Raw genomic sequence first — 14,987 nt, 5'->3', positions numbered from 1 at the left:
AATCACGCCGCCTCGGCCGCTTCGGCCGGCGAGAGGGCGTCCAGCGCCGGGAACAGGTCGGCGATCAGATCCTCGACATGTTCCAGCCCGACCGACAGCCGCACCAAGCCGTCGCCGATGCCGGCGGTGGCGCGCTGTTCCGGCGTCATGGCGGCGTGGGTCATGGTGGCGGGATGGGCGATCAGGCTTTCAACCCCGCCCAGGGATTCGGCCAGGGTGAAGACGTCCAGGCTTTCGACCAGGGTCCGCACCGCCTCGGCCCCGCCCGCCAGTTCGAAGCTGAGCATGGCGCCCGGCCCCGCTTGCTGGGCCGTGACCAGGGCGTGGTTCGGGTGGGACTTCAGGCCCGGATAGTGGACGGCCTTGACCGCCGGGTGGCCGGCCAGCCTTTGGGCGATCGCGCCGGCCGTGGCCTGCTGCCGCTCGATCCGGGCGAACAGGGTGCGCACGCCGCGCAGGGTCAGATAGGCGTCGAAGGGCGAGCCGGTCACGCCGGTGCAGTTGGCCCACCAGGCCAGGGTCTGGTGATCCTCGGCGTCGGCCGACACGACCGCGCCGCCGACCACGTCGGAATGGCCGTTGATGAACTTGGTCGTGGAATGGACCACGAAGTCGGCGCCCAGCTTGATCGGGTTCTGAAGGGCCGGCGACAGGAAGGTGTTGTCGCAGACGACCTTGGCGCCCGCCGCATGGGCGCGGGTGCAGATGTCGGCGACATCGACCAGACGAAGCAGCGGGTTTGACGGGGTCTCGACCAGCACCAGCTTGGGCTTCAGCGCCAGGGCGGCTTCGAGGGCTTCCGGATCGCCCTGATCGACCAGCAGCAGCTCGAAATGGCCTTTGCGGGCGCGGGCGTTCAGCAGGCGGCAGGTGCCGCCGTAACAGTCGTGCGGGGCGATCAGCAGGTCACCGGGCTCCAGCAGGGCCAGGGGCAAATCGACGGCCGCCATGCCGGTGGCGGTGATGACGCAGCCGGCGCCGCCCTCCAGTTCGGCCAGGGTCTCCGCCAGGACGTCGCGGGTCGGATTGCCCGATCGGCTGTAGTCGTACTTCCGCTTCTGTTCGAAACCGGCGAAGGAATAGTTGGACGACAGATAGAGCGGCGGCATGACCGCGCCGTGGGCCGTGTCCGTATCCACGCCCGTGCGGGCGGCGATGGTGTGCGGGCTGGCGGGGCGGGTCGTCATGCTTGGATATCCTTGAAGGCGGCGCGGAGGACTTCGCCGACGAAGGCGTCCTCCTTCAGAAAGGCGTCGTGGCCGTAGAGGGAGGGCGCCTCGACGAAGCGCCACAGGGTCGGCAGGCGCGCGGCCAGTTCGCGCATGTCGTCGATCGGCACCAGCCGGTCGGAGGTGAAGCCGATCAGGGTGACGGGGGTGGTTATGGCCTCGGGCGTCACACTGTGGCGATCCAGCGAATCCGACATCGACAGCCAGCGGGCCGGGGTGGTGTGGGTGCGATAGGCCTGGCCCCGCGCCGTCAGATAGTCGCAGACGGGATAGGCGCCGCCGACGGCGGCCGGGGCGGTGGTGTCGAACCGGTCGTTGAACTCTTCCGCCGTGCGATAGGTGGTCATGGCCAGTTCGCGGGCCAGGGCGACGCCTTCTTCCGGGCGGCCGGCGTCGACGGCGAACTGGAGGATGCGGCGCTGGATGCCGCGCCAGGCCGTGGCCTGGGGATGGGCGCGGTGGGCGGCCGAGACGACGATCAACTGTTCGGCCCAGTCGGGATAGAGTTCAGCGAAGGCCAGGGCGACCATGCCCCCGTAGGAACAGCCGACGAAGGCGGCGACCCGTTCGACCTGCAGATGGTTCAGAACCAGGGCCAGCAGGCGGGCCTGATCGTGGGTGGTGATGGTGACGGGCGCATCCTGAAACTCCTGGCCGGGCGCGAAGTCGACGGCCAGGACCTGAAGCCGCGACAGGTCGATGGGGCCGCGCACGGAGACGGCGCCGGACCACCAGCCCAGGCCGTTGGTCTCGGTGCGGTGGACGAACCGGCCGGCCGAGATGCCGCCGGCCACGACGACGACGGGCGCCCCGGCGCGGCCGTGCAGTCGGCCGATGACGTTGGGCTGTTTCAGTTTTTCGCCGGAGGCGAGGCGGAAGTCGGCGGGAAGGGGAACGATCACGTCGCGGGCGCCGCCGCGTTCGCGCACAGGCTTGGCCGTCGGCTGGGGCCGACAGTCGGGTTCTTCGAGCAGGGATGTTTCAGCCAGGGTCATCTATCGTCGTCCGCATCGTTCTCGCTCAGCAAGGCTCGATGCGGTGACAGATCGTGGAGCGTCGCCTCGTCGATGCTCCACTCATCTCTCGCGACCCCGAAGGACCCCGCAGGAGTTGGCACCGTTTCGGGCGGAACCCGATGGTTGCCCCGGCGTCAAAGGGCCTAATCCCTCAGCCGGTCTTGATGAGTGATCTTACGTTGATCAAACAAGCGGAGCCGGTCAAGCGAAAAATTCAACCCAAGTTGATAGTTCGCGCGGCCTTGGCTGGTCTGAAACGACCCCGAAAGTCGTCGTTGCGAAAAAATCATCCAATGCGGCTTGACAGCGAGGGTGGGGTCCGATCACCCTAGGCTCAGATTTCAACCGGATCAGACCTGTGCGCCAGCACCTGCTCATCGCCGAAGTTTCGACCGTCGCCGGCCTCGCCGCGACGGCCTTCGGCATGACCATCGGCGGCTCGATTATTGGCGGCACCACCGGCGCCACCACCACCATGCCCTCACGGGCGGGACGAGTTTAGCGCGCCGGACGCCGGCAACCGCAGAACCCGAACCCCGCCCGGTCCGCCAGGCGGGGTTTTTCATTTCACCCCACCCCTTCCGAACATCGCCCGAGAAACCCAATGTCAGCCTCCCTCGCCGTCGTAGAGAAATCCGAGAACCTCGAACCGAGTAAACAGCCCGCCGCCGAGGTGGTGGTGCTGAAGTTCGGGTCGTCGATCCTGCGAACCCCGGCGGAGGCGCCGCTGGTGGCCTCGGCCGTCTACGGCCATGTGCGGGCGGGACGGAAGGTGGTGGCGGTGGTCTCGGCCTTCGGCGGGGCGACCGACCAGATGCTGGGCGAGGCGCGGGCCCTGGGCCTGGCCCATTCCAACGAACTGCTGCCCGGCTATGTGGCCCTGGGCGAGGAGAAGTCGGCGGCCCTGGTGGCCATCGCCTGCGACCGGATCGGCCTGGACGCCTGCGCCCTGTCGGTGCGGGAACTGGGCATCGTCGCCGAAGGCGAGCCGGAGCATTCGCGCCCCTGCGGCCTGCGGCCCGACCATCTGAAACAGGCGCTGGACCGGCACGAGGTGGTGGTGGTTCCCGGCTTCGGCGCGGTGCGGCCGGACGGGCGGATCGCCCTGTTGGGCCGGGGCGGGTCGGACCTGACGGCGGTCTTCCTGGCTGCCGAACTGGGCCTGAAGAGGGTGCGGCTGGTGAAGGACGTCGACGGCCTGTACGACCACGATCCGAACGACCGGACGGCCCCGGCCCTGCGCTATCGCCGAGCCTCCTGGGACGTGGCGCGCAAGCTGGGCGGCGCCTTGGTTCAGCACGACGCGATCGACCTGGGCGAGAGCCGGGGCGTGGAGATCGAGGTCGCGGCCCTGGACCGGGCCGACGGCACGGTGATCGGCAAGCGGTCGGCGCCCCCCGGACCGGCGCCGGCCCTGCCGCCGCTGAAGGTGGCGGTCGCCGGCTGCGGCGTGGTGGGCGGCGGGGTCCTGGCCCGCTTGCTGAACGATCCGCGCTATGACGTGGTGGGGGTGCTGGTGCGCAACCCGAAGAAGGTCCGCGACGTGGCCTGCCCGCAATCGCTGTTCACCGCCGACCCGGCGGTCCTCTGGGCCAAGAAGCCGGACATCGTGCTGGAGGCCCTGTCGGAAGGCGAGGCGGGCCATGCGGTGATCCGCGCCGCCCTGGAGGCCGGCTGCGACGTGGCCAGCGCCAACAAGCAGGCGGTCAGCCGCGATCCCGGCGGGCTTCAGGATCTGGCCAAGGCCAAGGGGCGCCGGATCTTCTGGTCGGCCTCGGTCGGCGGGGGCTCGCCGATGATCGAGACGGTGCGGGCGGCCCGCGCCGCCGGCGAGGTGGTCGGGTTCGAGGCGGTGCTGAACGGCACGGTCAACTTCATGCTGGAGCGGCTGGGCGACGGGGCGGCCTTCGCCGAGGCCCTGGCCGACGCCCGGGCGGCGGGCTTTGCGGAAGAGGATCCGTCGGCGGACCTGGAGGGGCTGGACGCCGCCGCCAAGGTGCGGCTGCTGTGCCACGAGGCCTTCGGCCGCTCGCCCGACGGCGAGGTCCCGCGCGACTGCCTGACCGAGGCGACGTCGGCCGAGGGCGGGGTGCGCCAGATCGGCGCCGCCCATCTGAAGGACGGGGTCATCACGCCGTCGGTCAAGCTGACGGCCGGGCACGGCGACCCCTTGTTCTCCAGCCTGCGCGGCGAGGGCAACGCCCTGAAGGTTTACGGCGCCGACGGGCGGGTGTGGCGCTGCCGGGGCCGGGGCGCCGGCCGCTGGGCCACGACCGAGAGCATCATGGCCGACCTGGCCGAGATCGTGCGCGCCCGCCGCGCCGACGCAGGCCTGAACTAGGCCATGGCCGTCTTCACCCCCGTTTCGCTGGACGAGGCCAGGGCGTTCCTGGCCGGCTACGACCTGGGCGAGGTGGTCGAACTGACCGCCATCGCCGAGGGGGTGGAGAACACCAACTACCGGCTGGAGACCCAGGACGGCGCGAGCCGCAGGCGGTGCGTCCTGACCCTGTTCGAGGCGCGGACGGACGAGGCGTCTCTGCCCTTCTGCCTGGGGCTGACGGCCCATCTGGCGGGGCGGGGCTTTCCCTGCCCGACCCCCATCAAGGACCGTTCGGGCGGATGGCTGGGGCGGCTGAACGGCCGGGCGGCGGCGGTGATCGAATGGAAGACCGGCGCCTGGCTGCGCCACCCGTCGGAAGCGGATCAGGCGGCGGCGGGGGCGGTGCTGGCGCGGCTGCACCAGACGGCGTCCGGCTTCGCCGGGCGGCGCGAGAATCCGGTCGGGCCGGCCATGTGGCGGCGGCTGGCGGACCGGTGCGCGGCGGGCGCCTCGGGCGAGGACCGCAGCCTGCTGGATCAGGTCGAGGCGGCGCTGGTGCGGCTGGATAATCCGTTTGCGGACGATCTGCCGACCGGGGCGATCCATGCCGACTATTTCCCCGACAACATCCTGTTCGAGAACGGGACCGTTTCGGCCGTGATCGACTTCTATTTCGGCTGCACCGGACCGCTGGTCTATGACCTGGCCATCGCCCTGTCGGCCTGGGGCTTCGACGCCGAGGGGCGGCCCATGCCGCACGCTTTGGCGGCCTTCCAGCGCGGCTATGAGGCGGTGCGGCCGCTGAACGAGGCCGAACGCGCGGCCCTGCCCCGACTGGGCGAGGCGGCGGCCCTGAGGTTCACCGTCACCCGCCTACACGACCGCATCTTCCACGACCCGTCCAAACTGGTGACGCCCAAGGACCCGGCGGTCTTCCTGCGGCGGATGGATCACTGGCGGGCGGTGGAGACCGTCTGAAGGGACCCCGGATCGGACAGGAAAAAGAGTGTCCGATGTGTCCGATCTGTCCGAAATCGACGGGAGCGACGCCGCAGGGCCGAACGCGAGGGGTTCGGTTTTCAAAGACCGGGGCGGGGATTGTCACACGGATTGGAAGGGCGGCGGGCCGATTGGGTTCGAACCGCGCCAGAGCGCTGAAAAGACCGAAGTTCATCGCCGCTCCTCGTGCGACATGAGCCGTCTGCCGCCCGCCTGGGGGAGGGGGCTTCGAAGGGTGGAGGGGGCTCTCCGCCGCACCTAATCCGGATTGAGACCCCCTCCGTCACGGCGCCGAAGAGGCGCCGCGCCACCTCCCCCAGAGGGGAGGAGACATCGCCCCGAGATCAGGTCCGGCAGATGGAGACGCCGCCGTCCACCAGTGTCGCCGTGCCGGTCATGAAGCCGGCGGCGTCGGAGGCGAGGAAGGCGGCGGCCTGGGCGATTTCCTCGGGCTGGGCGATGCGTTTGAGGGCGTGCAGGCCCGAGACGAAGGCCAGGGTTTCGGGGGTGTCGGCGACGGCCCGGCCCATCGGCGTGTCCACCCCGCCGCACAGCAGGGCGTTGGCGCGGATGTTCTGGGCGCCGAACTCGGCGGCGATGACCTGGGTCAGGCCGATCAGACCCGCCTTGGCCGAGGCGTAGGCCGCCATGCCCGGAAAGCCGACGGTATGGCCGACAAAGGTGGAGGTGAAGACGATCGAGCCGCCGCCGCGCCTCTGCATGGCGGGGATCTGATGCTTGGCGCACAGGAAGGCGCCGGTCAGGTTGATGTCCAGGGTCTGTTTCCAGCCGGCGACCGACAGGTCCGGCGTCGGGGCGGTTTCGGGGATGGCGCCGGCGTTGTTGAAGGCGATGTCCAGGCCGCCGAACCGCTCCTCCGCCGCCGTGGTCAGGGCCGCAGCCGTGGCCTCGTCGCACACGTCGCCTGGGACTGCGCAGGCCTCGCCCCCTTCGGCCTGTATGGCCGCGACCAGGGCGGCGAGTTCGGCTTCTCGGCGGGCCGAAACCACCACCTTGGCGCCCAGGCGGGCGAACAGTCGGGCGGCCGCCTGGCCGATGCCGGAGCTGGCGCCGGTGACGACGGCGACCTTGTCTTTCAGAGCGTACACGGGGGCTCTCCTCTTTGCGTTTGGAGGCCGGTCGAGGGGCGACACGGCCGAACGCGGCGGGTCTAGAGGGCGCGCGCGGTTCCGGCTGGCGGGAAGCGGCTGTGGGATTGGAAAATTGGCCAGCTCGACTGTTCATTATATGCTGAGGCATGCGGAAAGCGCAGCTTGTGAGGCTTGTCGGGATTGGAGGAGCGGCGATTTCCGCGATCGCCTACGTGACCTTTGTGCTTGTCGGCCTCAACGGCGGCGGCGCGCGTTTCGAGCTGCTTTGGAAGACTGTAGTCTTCGCCCCTCCTCACGTCATAGTGGCTTGGGTGATCTTCGGCGCATGCGGCGGGACTGCCTATGTATTCCGACAAGAACTTGGATATCGGTCGATTCTAGTCGGCGGGGCACTCGTAGGCTTGCCGGCTGTCTGGGTGGTCGGATTGTTCAGCTATTACGCTGAAAGCGTGCCGGAATGGCCCGGTTTCAACGGCGAAGTTTGGCGTTGGACCGTCAATCTGGCCTATGCGGAGTTCGCCTTCGGCTTTCTGATCGGGTTCTTAGGATTGGCGGCATTGGGCGCGAGCGGTGCGACCTCGCCAGCCTTCCCCACCCCCGACGCCGCACGAGGCCCTTCCGCCGTGGGGAAGCAAGAGGAGAAACGGTGAATTTGTCGCTGGAACGGAAGCGGGTTCCGGGATTTTCATCGTCACGCGGCCATCAGGGCCGCGCTCCCCGAGGATGAGATTTCACCATGACTGACGAACGGATCGAGGGCGCCGCGTATCAGGCGACCGGCAAGACCAAGAAGGGTTTCGGCAAGCTGGTCGGCGACCAGAAGCTGCAGGTCGAGGGCGCTCTTGAGGACGCCAAGGGCCGGTCGCTGGAGACCTTCGGCAAGGCGATGGACGCCGTCGATCGTCTGGTCGAAAAGGCCCCGGCCGGTTATCGCGACAAGGCCCGGACCGTGGCCGCCGAGGCGCGCAAGCGGCCGCTGGTGACCACCCTGTCGGTGGCCGGCGTCGGCCTGCTGCTGATGGGCATGCTGACGGGCGGGCGTCGCCGCTAGTTCGCATACCAACGATTTGACAACGTCTGATTGTTGACGCAGTCTCCCCTGCAAAGGGGAGGCTGCCTATGCGTATGACCATGAGGGGCGCCGTAATCGCCGCCTGCCTTGCGGCCGGGGGCTGCACCACGCTGAAGATGAAGCCCCAGGGCGAACTGGGCGTCGGCGGTTCAGGCCATGTGCTGGACGTGGACGTGGTGACGGCCGAGGCGAGCAAGGCCGCCGAGGACCGGATGGACGCCCAGTGGGCGAAATGGAACGCCGAGACCCGGGGCAAGCAGCTGGTCTACGCCCTGGTCGCCGAATCCGATCTGCGGTGCGACCGCTATCTGACCGCCGTCTCGATCGACCGGAATGCGACCCGCAGCAGCCTGGACATCGCCGGACTGGCTCTGGCGGCCATCGGGGGCGTGGCCTCGCCCAACGCCAGCGCCAACTGGTTCTCGGCCGGATCGACCCTGGCCCAGTCGTCGCGCCGGACGCTGGAGGATACGGTGCTGGGCGGGCGCGAGTTCGGCCTGATCTACGCCGCCGTGTGGCAGGGACGCGAAGAGGCGTCCAAGGCCCTGATGAAGCGGGCCGACGACGGCGAGTTCAAAACCTGGGACTGGCGGCCGATCCTGTCCGTGGCGCGCCAATATGATGTGAAGTGCGGCCTGAACTACGGCCTGGGTCGCCTGACCCAGGCGATCTCGTCGCCGTCCTAGGCAGGGTGGACAAAGTGCCTGATCCACAATCGGATTGCGGCGACCAGGACGAATCCGAGGAAGCTGTCGGCGGCCTTGTCGTATCGTGTGGCCAGGCGTGATCGCGACAGGGAGGCCAAGAGCGTTGCTGCGGAGATGGATCTTGGTCGAGAACCCGCCGCGCGAGCGGCCAAGACCCCGGTCCTGATCTCGCTTTTTAGCGCGCCGGCGGCGTGCTGATGGGCCCGGATAAGGGTGGAATCGATCATCTGGACGCTGCCATGCCCTGCGCCGGCTTCGTTCAGCGCCTCCAGCATCACGTCCCAGACCCCCGCCGCCGTCCAGCGCCGGAACTGCCGGTAGATCGAGTTCCACTCGCCGAAATGGCTGTGCAGATCACGCCAGGCCGTCCCCGCCTTATGGCTCGCTCGTCGGCAGGTTCATACAAATGTCAGCTATTCCTCCAACGGATGATCGCGGAATGGCGATGAAGCCAATGTACAACCCTAACATGATTTTTAGAAGGCGGCTTGAGTGGCTGATCTGCCTATTCGCCGGGAATCTTTTGCAGCCCAAAGGAGAAATTCTGAGCGATAGATTAGTCCGTCGATCCGCGATGCTAAACAAATGATTGTTTTTAGGGGGGATAGTCATCGATTGCTGCGGCGCCCATTTTGCGAGCACATACGCAGGTTGTCTGGGGAGACCCATGTCTGTCGGATCGGTGACGCAAGGCGTGTACACGCAACGGTTTTATGCGGTGAGCCAAACTCCGCCGCCCGCTTCTACGTCCGAGGTTGCGGCGTCGCCAAAGGCTTCGAGTGAGCCCGTCAAGGCTCTTTCGCTCTTTTCCAACGGTCAGTTTATCGGTCAGTCCGCACTGACAAATCCGTCCACACTGGCGGAGCTTTTTCAGTTGAATGAAGATGGAACCGTCAAAGTTAGCGACCTTGGCAGTCCTGTTACCAAGCAGGGCGTGTTCATCGAGACACCGCAGGACTCAATGACCAAGTTCTTGATGCTGGGACCGGAATCGACCTGGACTGAGGCGGACAAAGCGACCGCAGCGGATCTGTCTAAAATCACCGACGACGACAAAGCGTTGTTCCGTGCCGTCACCGGCTACAATCTATTCATCAGCGGTCCGGCAATGCTGATGGTGGACGATCAGGGAAATTCACCGTCTCCCACGGATGCTGCCGCAGCAGATGAACTGTTCCAGCGCATGCAATTTGCGCGTGAGACGGATCAATCGGTGAGCCTGGAATGGTTCAACAACGTCGCGAAAGATATCGAAGCCTGGAAGGGCCCTGTTTTCCCGAGCGATTGGATGGATAAAGCGGACGCTTGGTTTGGCGAAAGGCCGGCATCGCGCCAGGACGCGTTTGAACGCCGAGAATTTGCAGGTGTGGAAAGTACCTCTCCATCGGCTACACAATTGAGTTCTGCGTTGGACGCCTATGAAGATGCGGCTCGTCTTTCGGACGCCGTCCTTAGGCTTTGATTTCCGCCAGGACGGCCGTCAGGTCGGCGTCCACGATCGTCATCCGTTCGGCCTGATCGCCCAGGGCGGCGATGACGGGAGCCGGTTCGGGTTCGAAACCCAGGACGTCGGAGACGAAGGCGCCGAACTTGGACGGATGGGCGGTGGACAGGGCGACGACGGGGCCGGTCGAGCGGTCGAGGCGGCGGGCGGCGGCGAGGGCCACGGCGGTGTGGGGGCAGACGACGCGGCCCCAGGTTTCATAAGCGTAGGCGATCTCGGCCCGGGTTTCGGTCTCGTCGATGGAGACGGCCGAGACGGCGGCGCGCAGGGCGGTCAGCAGATCCGGATCGAAGGCGACGGCGCCGTCGCGGGCGAAGGTTTCGAACACGGCGCGGGTGCGGTCGCCGTCGCGCCCGGTCGCCTCATAGACGAGGCGTTCGAAGTTGGACGGGGCCTGGACGTCCATCGACACGCTGCCGCTTTCGATCGCGGGACGGCGCGAATAGAGGCCGTCGTTGACGGCGCGGGCCAGGGCGTCGTTCTGATTCACAGCGGCGACGAAACCACGGGTTGGAAGGCCCATATGGGCGGCGGCGATGCCGGCGAAGGCGTCGCCGAAATTGCCGGTGGGAACGACGAAGGTGGCCGGACCGCCAAGCTGGGCCACAGCCGAGACATAATAGGGAATCTGGCCCGCCAGCCGGGCCCAGTTGATGGAGTTGACCGAGGACAGGCGGCCGCGTTCGCGTAGGGATTCCTCAGCCAGCAGGCCCTTCACCAGACGCTGGCAGTCGTCGAAGTCGCCGCGCACGACCAGGTTCAGCACATTGTCGGCCTGGACCGTGGTCATCTGTTTGCGCTGAACCGGCGAGACGCGGTCCAGCGGGTGCAGCACCACCAGATCGACGGATTGGGCGCCGGCGAAGGCGCGCACGGCGGCGGCGCCGGTGTCGCCGGAGGTGGCGGTGAGAATGGTCAGACGCTCGCCGGACGCCGCCAGGGCCTCGTCCGTCAGGGCGGCGACCAGCTGCATCGCCAGATCCTTGAAGGCGGCGGTGGGGCCGTGGAACAGCTCCAGCACGAACAGGCCGGGCTCAAGCTCCACCAGGGGGGTGACGGCGGGATGGGCGAAGCCGGCCGTCAGCCGGTCCAGGGCGCGGTCGAGCGCGCCCGCTGGCAGGGCGTCGCCGATGAAGGGGGCGACGGCTTGCAGGGCGATGGACTTGTAGTCGGCGCTCGCGTCCCAGGCCGAGGGCGACAACCTCGGCCAAGCGGTCGGCATATAGAGGCCGCCGTCGGGGGCGATGCCGCGCAGCAGGGCGTCGGCGAAATCGGTCTCGGGGGCCTGGCCGCGGGTGGAGACGTAACGGGCGCTGGAGGTGCTCATAGTGGTCTGGTCCTAGCCAGACGGGGCGGCGGCGTCACCCGGTTTCTCGCCTTGCGCGGGAGGAAATTGTCGGGCGGGCTGCGTGCGAGCTCGTTTGCGACAATTTCGTGCTGATTTTCGAGGGCCGCTTGCGCGAAACCGCAGTGGCGGACGGCCCTGCGACCATCGTCCCCGCTGGCGTCCAAGCGCCGGACGGTCCATGTGATCAGACATGAGAAGACGCGATCTCCTGATCCGGCTGGGCCTGGTCGCCGGCGGCGTGGCCGGGGCCTGGTGGCTGAGGGACCATGTGCTGTGGCGACAGCCCCAGGCGGGGTTTGGACCGGACGGGTCTTCGGGCTGGCTGGGCTATGCTCAGCCGCGCGCGGCGACGCCGACGGTGGAGGTTCTGCTGAACGGGGCGCCGGTCCGGGCCCTGGTCGATTCCGGCGCCCAGTATTCGGTGGCGGATCGCGCCCTGGTGGATCGGCTGGGGCTGGGCGAGGGCCTTCCCCTGCCGATGGTGGCCTATGGGGTCGGGGGCGGGGCCCAGATGGGGCGGGCCGCGACCCTGGACGTGCGGATCGGCGGACTGAGGCTGGACGGGTTGAGGACCGCCATACTGAACCTGGGACCTCTGGCGGGAGAACAGGGTCTGGGCGCGCCCCTGATCATCGGCCAGGACGTGCTGAGCGAAGTGGTGCTGGAGCTGGACACCGGCCGGCGGCGGATGCGGTTTCTGCCCAGAGACGGCTGGACGCCGGGCCGGGGCCTGGCGCCGATCGCCGTGCGGCGTGCCGGACGGGCGCTGGAGACGACCATCACGGTCGAGGGGGCGACGGTGACTGCGGTGGTGGACACCGGCGCCTCGGCCGTGCTGGCGGTGACGCGCGAAACGGCCCAGGCGGCGGGCCTTCTGGACGGGCGCCCCCGCACGGCCGGCCAGAGCATCGTCCTGGGCGGGGTGGTGGGGGCCGAGACGGTGGTCGTGCGCACCCTGACCATCGGCGACGCCCTGTATCGCCGGGCCGAGGTGGCGGTTTACGACAACGTGGCCGTGCCGGGCTTCCCCGACGCCCTGGTCGGCATGGCGGCCTTTGAGGATCGCCGGCTGGTGCTGGACCTGGGCGGGCCGGGCCTGTTCGTCTCGCGACCGATGGAGATCACCGTCGGGCGGTGACGCCGATCAGCAGAGGGCTGCGGCCACCACCGCCTTGGCCTCGGTCTGGACCTGGGCCAGATGGTCGGGGCCGAGGAAGGATTCGGCGTAGATCTTGTAGACGTCCTCGGTGCCCGACGGGCGGGCGGCGAACCAGGCGTCGGCGGTCACGACCTTCAGACCCCCGATCGGTTCGCCGTTGCCGGGGGCCTGGGTCAGGATGTCGGCGATGGGTTGACCGGCCAGGGTGGTCGCGGTCACGTCCGAGGGGCTGAGGGCCGCCAGCCGCGCCTTTTGCGCTCGGTCGGCGGGGGCGTCGATCCGGGCGTAGTCGGGGGCGCCGTAGCGGTCGGTCAGATCGGCGTAGAGGCGGTCGGCGCCGGCGCCGGTGCGGGCCTGAATCTCGGCCGCCAGGAGGCAGAGAATGAGGCCGTCCTTGTCGGTGGACCAGACCGTTCCGTCGCGGCGCAGGAAGGACGCTCCCGCCGATTCCTCTCCGCCGAAGCCGACGGTCCCATCCAGCAGGCCGGGCACGAAATGTTTGAAGCCGACGGGCGTTTCCAGCAGGCGACGGCCCAGGCCGTCGACGACCCGGTCGATCATGGAGGAGGAGACCAGGGTCTTGCCCACCGCCACCTGCGGACCCCAGCCGGGCCGATGGGCGAACAGATAGGCGATGGCGGCGGCCAGGAAGTGGTTGGGGTTCATCAGGCCCCCGTCGGGCGTGACGATCCCGTGCCGGTCGGCGTCGGCGTCATTGCCGAAGGCGACGTCATAGGCCGAGCCGCCCTGCATCATGCCGATCAGACCCGCCATGGCCGAGGGGGAGGAGCAGTCCATGCGGATCTTGCCGTCGGCGTCCAGCGGCATGAAGGCCCAGCGCGGATCGACGGCCGCATTGACCACGGTCAGGTCCAGGCCCCAGCGTTCGGCGATCCGACCCCAATAGGCGACGGCCGCCCCGCCCAGGGGATCGGCGCCGATGCGCACGCCCGTCTCGCGGATCGCGTCCAGATCCAGCACGCTGTCGAGGTCGTCGACATAGGCGGTCATGAAGTCGAATCGGCCGGCCGCCGCCTGGGCCTGGTCGAAGGGCAGGCGTTTGACCTCGGACAGGCCGCCTTCGATCAGCTGATTGGCGCGGGCGGCGATGGCGGCGGTCGCCTCGCTTCCGGCCGGGCCGCCCGAGGGGGGATTGTACTTCAGACCGCCGTCGCGCGGCGGATTGTGCGACGGGGTGATCAGGACGCCGTCAGCCTGACGCCGCCCGGCCCGATTATGGGTCAGTATGGCGTGGGAGACGGCCGGGGTCGGGGTGAAGCCGTCGCCGGAATCGATCAGCACCTCCACCCCGTTGGCGACCAGAACCTGGACCGTGGTGCGGAAGGCGGGTTCGGACAGGGCGTGGGTGTCGCGGCCGACGAACAGGGGGCCGTCGATCCCCTGGGCGGCGCGATAGTCGGCGATCGACTGGGCGATGGCCAGGATGTGGGTCTGGTTGAAGGCGCCGTCCTGGCTGGAGCCGCGATGGCCCGAGGTGCCGAAGACCACCCGCTGGCCCGGATCGCCCATGTCGGGAACGACGCTCTCATAGGCGCCCAGCAGGGCGTCCAGGTCGATCAGGTCTTCGGCGAGAGCGGTCTGGCCGGCGCGAGGATGCATGGGAGGTCCGTAGTGAAGTCTGAAGGCTGGGGCGGCTCAGGCGCCGCTGAAGGTGTCGCAGGCGGCGGGGTCGCCGGACTGATAGCCGCGTTGCAGCCATTCGACCCGCTGGGCCGAGGAGCCGTGGGTGAAGCTCTCGGGCGAGACGCGCCCGCCCGCCCGGCGTTGCAGCGTATCGTCGCCGATGGCCTGGGCCGTCTTCATCCCCTCTTCGATGTCGCCGGGCTCCAGCGCCACCTCGCCGTTCGACACGGCGGCGGCGTTTCGGGCCCAGACCCCGGCGTAGCAGTCGGCCTGAAGCTCCAGCGCGACCGAATAGCGGTTGGCCTCGGCCTCGCCCCTAGCGCGCTGCTGGGCCTGACGCACCTGGTCGGAGGTTCCGGTCAGGGTCTGGACGTGGTGGCCGAACTCATGGGCGATGACATAGGCGCGGGCGAAGTCGGCGCCCGAGGCGCCCAGCTGGGTCTCCATCTCCTGCCAGAAGCCCAGGTCCAGATAGACGGTGCGGTCGGTCGGACAATAGAAGGGGCCCATGGCCGACTGGCCGTAGCCGCAGCCGGTCGAAGTGCCCTGTTCGTAGATGACGACGCGCGGGGGGTCATACCCGTTAAGCTTCTGCGCCCAGACGTCGTTGATATTGCCTCCGACCACATCGACGAAGCGTCCGGCCTGATCTTCAGGCGTGCCGGCCTGCCCCTGTTGTTCCGCGCCGACCCCGCCGAACCGGCTGGCCAGCTGGGTCGTGGTCGAAGGATCTATGCCGAAGACCAGATAGCCGATGACGGCGAGCACGCCGACGCCGAGACCGCCCCCGGCGAGCGCGCCGCCTCCGAGGCCCCGACGGTCCTCGATCCCGCCGCCGCCCGTCCTGCCGCCCTGCCACCGCATGAGTTCCCTC

The 14,987-nt window shown here is 68.6% G+C and carries 14 protein-coding genes, 1 pseudogene and 1 riboswitch; of the genes and pseudogenes, 8 read left to right on the top strand and 7 right to left on the bottom strand.

All coding sequences use genetic code 11. The features are described 5' to 3' along the window. Positions 1-2: 2 nt before the first annotated feature. Both metB and metX read right to left on the bottom strand, forming a co-directional pair. Positions 3-1,187: a cystathionine gamma-synthase gene (metB, locus tag GGQ93_RS03050; RefSeq protein WP_183215080.1), complete on the bottom strand. Its 1,185-nt coding sequence runs from the start codon at positions 1,185-1,187 to the stop codon at positions 3-5. Continuing rightward, positions 1,184-2,224: a homoserine O-succinyltransferase MetX gene (metX, locus tag GGQ93_RS03045; RefSeq protein ID WP_183215079.1), complete on the bottom strand. Its 1,041-nt coding sequence runs from the start codon at positions 2,222-2,224 to the stop codon at positions 1,184-1,186. The genes metB and metX overlap by 4 nt, the downstream gene beginning before the upstream one ends. A 78-nt stretch (positions 2,225-2,302) precedes the next feature. After that, positions 2,303-2,416: riboswitch (SAM riboswitch) on the bottom strand. Positions 2,417-2,603: 187 nt separating this feature from the next. Here metX and GGQ93_RS03040 point away from each other — a divergent pair. From GGQ93_RS03040 to thrB, 3 genes are all read left to right on the top strand, one after another. Then, entirely contained in the window at positions 2,604-2,747 is a 144-nt protein-coding gene (locus GGQ93_RS03040) for a hypothetical protein (RefSeq protein ID WP_182714224.1), read from the top strand. Positions 2,748-2,849: 102 nt separating this feature from the next. Further along, positions 2,850-4,586, top strand: coding sequence for an amino acid kinase family protein (locus tag GGQ93_RS03035; RefSeq protein WP_183215078.1), 1,737 nt, complete (start codon positions 2,850-2,852; stop codon positions 4,584-4,586). A 3-nt stretch (positions 4,587-4,589) separates the two neighbouring features. Beyond that, positions 4,590-5,546, top strand: coding sequence for a homoserine kinase (gene thrB, locus GGQ93_RS03030; RefSeq protein ID WP_183215077.1), 957 nt, complete (start codon positions 4,590-4,592; stop codon positions 5,544-5,546). Between the two features lie 365 nt (positions 5,547-5,911). On the opposite strand, the gene GGQ93_RS03025 is transcribed toward thrB, so the two are convergent. Further along, positions 5,912-6,676, bottom strand: coding sequence for an SDR family oxidoreductase (locus GGQ93_RS03025; RefSeq protein WP_183215076.1), 765 nt, complete (start codon positions 6,674-6,676; stop codon positions 5,912-5,914). A gap of 149 nt (positions 6,677-6,825) precedes the next feature. On the opposite strand from GGQ93_RS03025, the gene GGQ93_RS03020 reads away from it, so the two are divergent. The 3 genes from GGQ93_RS03020 (at position 6,826) to GGQ93_RS03010 (ending at position 8,437) form a co-directional block, all read left to right on the top strand. Beyond that, complete coding sequence (locus GGQ93_RS03020; RefSeq protein ID WP_054766620.1) at positions 6,826-7,329, top strand: hypothetical protein; 504 nt, start codon at positions 6,826-6,828, stop codon at positions 7,327-7,329. 86 nt (positions 7,330-7,415) lie between these two features. Then, positions 7,416-7,730, top strand: coding sequence for a CsbD family protein (locus GGQ93_RS03015; RefSeq protein WP_183215075.1), 315 nt, complete (start codon positions 7,416-7,418; stop codon positions 7,728-7,730). A 68-nt stretch (positions 7,731-7,798) separates the two neighbouring features. Further along, positions 7,799-8,437 (top strand): hypothetical protein, encoded by a 639-nt coding sequence (locus GGQ93_RS03010; RefSeq protein WP_183215074.1) that lies wholly within the window; start codon positions 7,799-7,801, stop codon positions 8,435-8,437. A gap of 90 nt (positions 8,438-8,527) precedes the next feature. On the opposite strand, the pseudogene GGQ93_RS03005 reads toward GGQ93_RS03010, so the two are convergent. After that, a pseudogene (locus tag GGQ93_RS03005) lies at positions 8,528-8,835 on the bottom strand (transposase); the annotation flags it as partial. Between the two features lie 290 nt (positions 8,836-9,125). Here GGQ93_RS03005 and GGQ93_RS03000 point away from each other — a divergent pair. After that, a complete protein-coding gene (locus GGQ93_RS03000) occupies positions 9,126-9,920 on the top strand; it encodes a hypothetical protein (RefSeq protein WP_183215073.1) in 795 nt (264 codons plus the stop codon). On the opposite strand, the gene thrC is transcribed toward GGQ93_RS03000, so the two are convergent. Next, positions 9,910-11,289: a threonine synthase gene (thrC, locus tag GGQ93_RS02995; protein ID WP_183215072.1), complete on the bottom strand. Its 1,380-nt coding sequence runs from the start codon at positions 11,287-11,289 to the stop codon at positions 9,910-9,912. The genes GGQ93_RS03000 and thrC overlap by 11 nt on opposite strands. 211 nt (positions 11,290-11,500) lie before the next feature. Between thrC and GGQ93_RS02990 the strand changes: the two genes are divergently transcribed. Further along, positions 11,501-12,448: an aspartyl protease family protein gene (locus GGQ93_RS02990; RefSeq protein WP_183215071.1), complete on the top strand. Its 948-nt coding sequence runs from the start codon at positions 11,501-11,503 to the stop codon at positions 12,446-12,448. Positions 12,449-12,454: 6 nt separating this feature from the next. Here GGQ93_RS02990 and pgm read toward each other — a convergent pair whose 3' ends face one another. Further along, entirely contained in the window at positions 12,455-14,089 is a 1,635-nt protein-coding gene (gene pgm, locus GGQ93_RS02985; protein WP_183215070.1) for a phosphoglucomutase (alpha-D-glucose-1,6-bisphosphate-dependent), read from the bottom strand. A 36-nt stretch (positions 14,090-14,125) separates the two neighbouring features. Next, a complete protein-coding gene (gene ypfJ / locus GGQ93_RS02980) occupies positions 14,126-14,977 on the bottom strand; it encodes a KPN_02809 family neutral zinc metallopeptidase (protein WP_183215069.1) in 852 nt (283 codons plus the stop codon). Positions 14,978-14,987: the final 10 nt, after the last annotated feature.

The organism is Brevundimonas aurantiaca (assembly GCF_014199955.1).
Classification (GTDB): domain Bacteria; phylum Pseudomonadota; class Alphaproteobacteria; order Caulobacterales; family Caulobacteraceae; genus Brevundimonas; species Brevundimonas aurantiaca.
The sequence above is the reverse complement of the archived record's forward strand: the minus strand, read 5'-3'. Positions and strand labels throughout refer to the sequence as shown.

Bases quoted from the DNA above. Each gene is read 5' to 3' on its own strand.
- pgm (WP_183215070.1), bottom strand. From the start codon at position 14,089: ATGCATCCTCGCGCCGGCCAGACCGCTCTCGCCGAAGACCTGATCGAC.
- thrB (WP_183215077.1), top strand. From the start codon at position 4,590: ATGGCCGTCTTCACCCCCGTTTCGCTGGACGAGGCCAGGGCGTTCCTG.
- metB (WP_183215080.1), bottom strand. From the start codon at position 1,187: ATGACGACCCGCCCCGCCAGCCCGCACACCATCGCCGCCCGCACGGGC.
- thrC (WP_183215072.1), bottom strand. From the start codon at position 11,289: ATGAGCACCTCCAGCGCCCGTTACGTCTCCACCCGCGGCCAGGCCCCC.
- ypfJ (WP_183215069.1), bottom strand. From the start codon at position 14,977: ATGCGGTGGCAGGGCGGCAGGACGGGCGGCGGCGGGATCGAGGACCGT.
- GGQ93_RS03035 (WP_183215078.1), top strand. From the start codon at position 2,850: ATGTCAGCCTCCCTCGCCGTCGTAGAGAAATCCGAGAACCTCGAACCG.
- GGQ93_RS03010 (WP_183215074.1), top strand. From the start codon at position 7,799: ATGCGTATGACCATGAGGGGCGCCGTAATCGCCGCCTGCCTTGCGGCC.
- GGQ93_RS03015 (WP_183215075.1), top strand. From the start codon at position 7,416: ATGACTGACGAACGGATCGAGGGCGCCGCGTATCAGGCGACCGGCAAG.
- GGQ93_RS03020 (WP_054766620.1), top strand. From the start codon at position 6,826: ATGCGGAAAGCGCAGCTTGTGAGGCTTGTCGGGATTGGAGGAGCGGCG.
- metX (WP_183215079.1), bottom strand. From the start codon at position 2,224: ATGACCCTGGCTGAAACATCCCTGCTCGAAGAACCCGACTGTCGGCCC.
- GGQ93_RS03000 (WP_183215073.1), top strand. From the start codon at position 9,126: ATGTCTGTCGGATCGGTGACGCAAGGCGTGTACACGCAACGGTTTTAT.
- GGQ93_RS02990 (WP_183215071.1), top strand. From the start codon at position 11,501: ATGAGAAGACGCGATCTCCTGATCCGGCTGGGCCTGGTCGCCGGCGGC.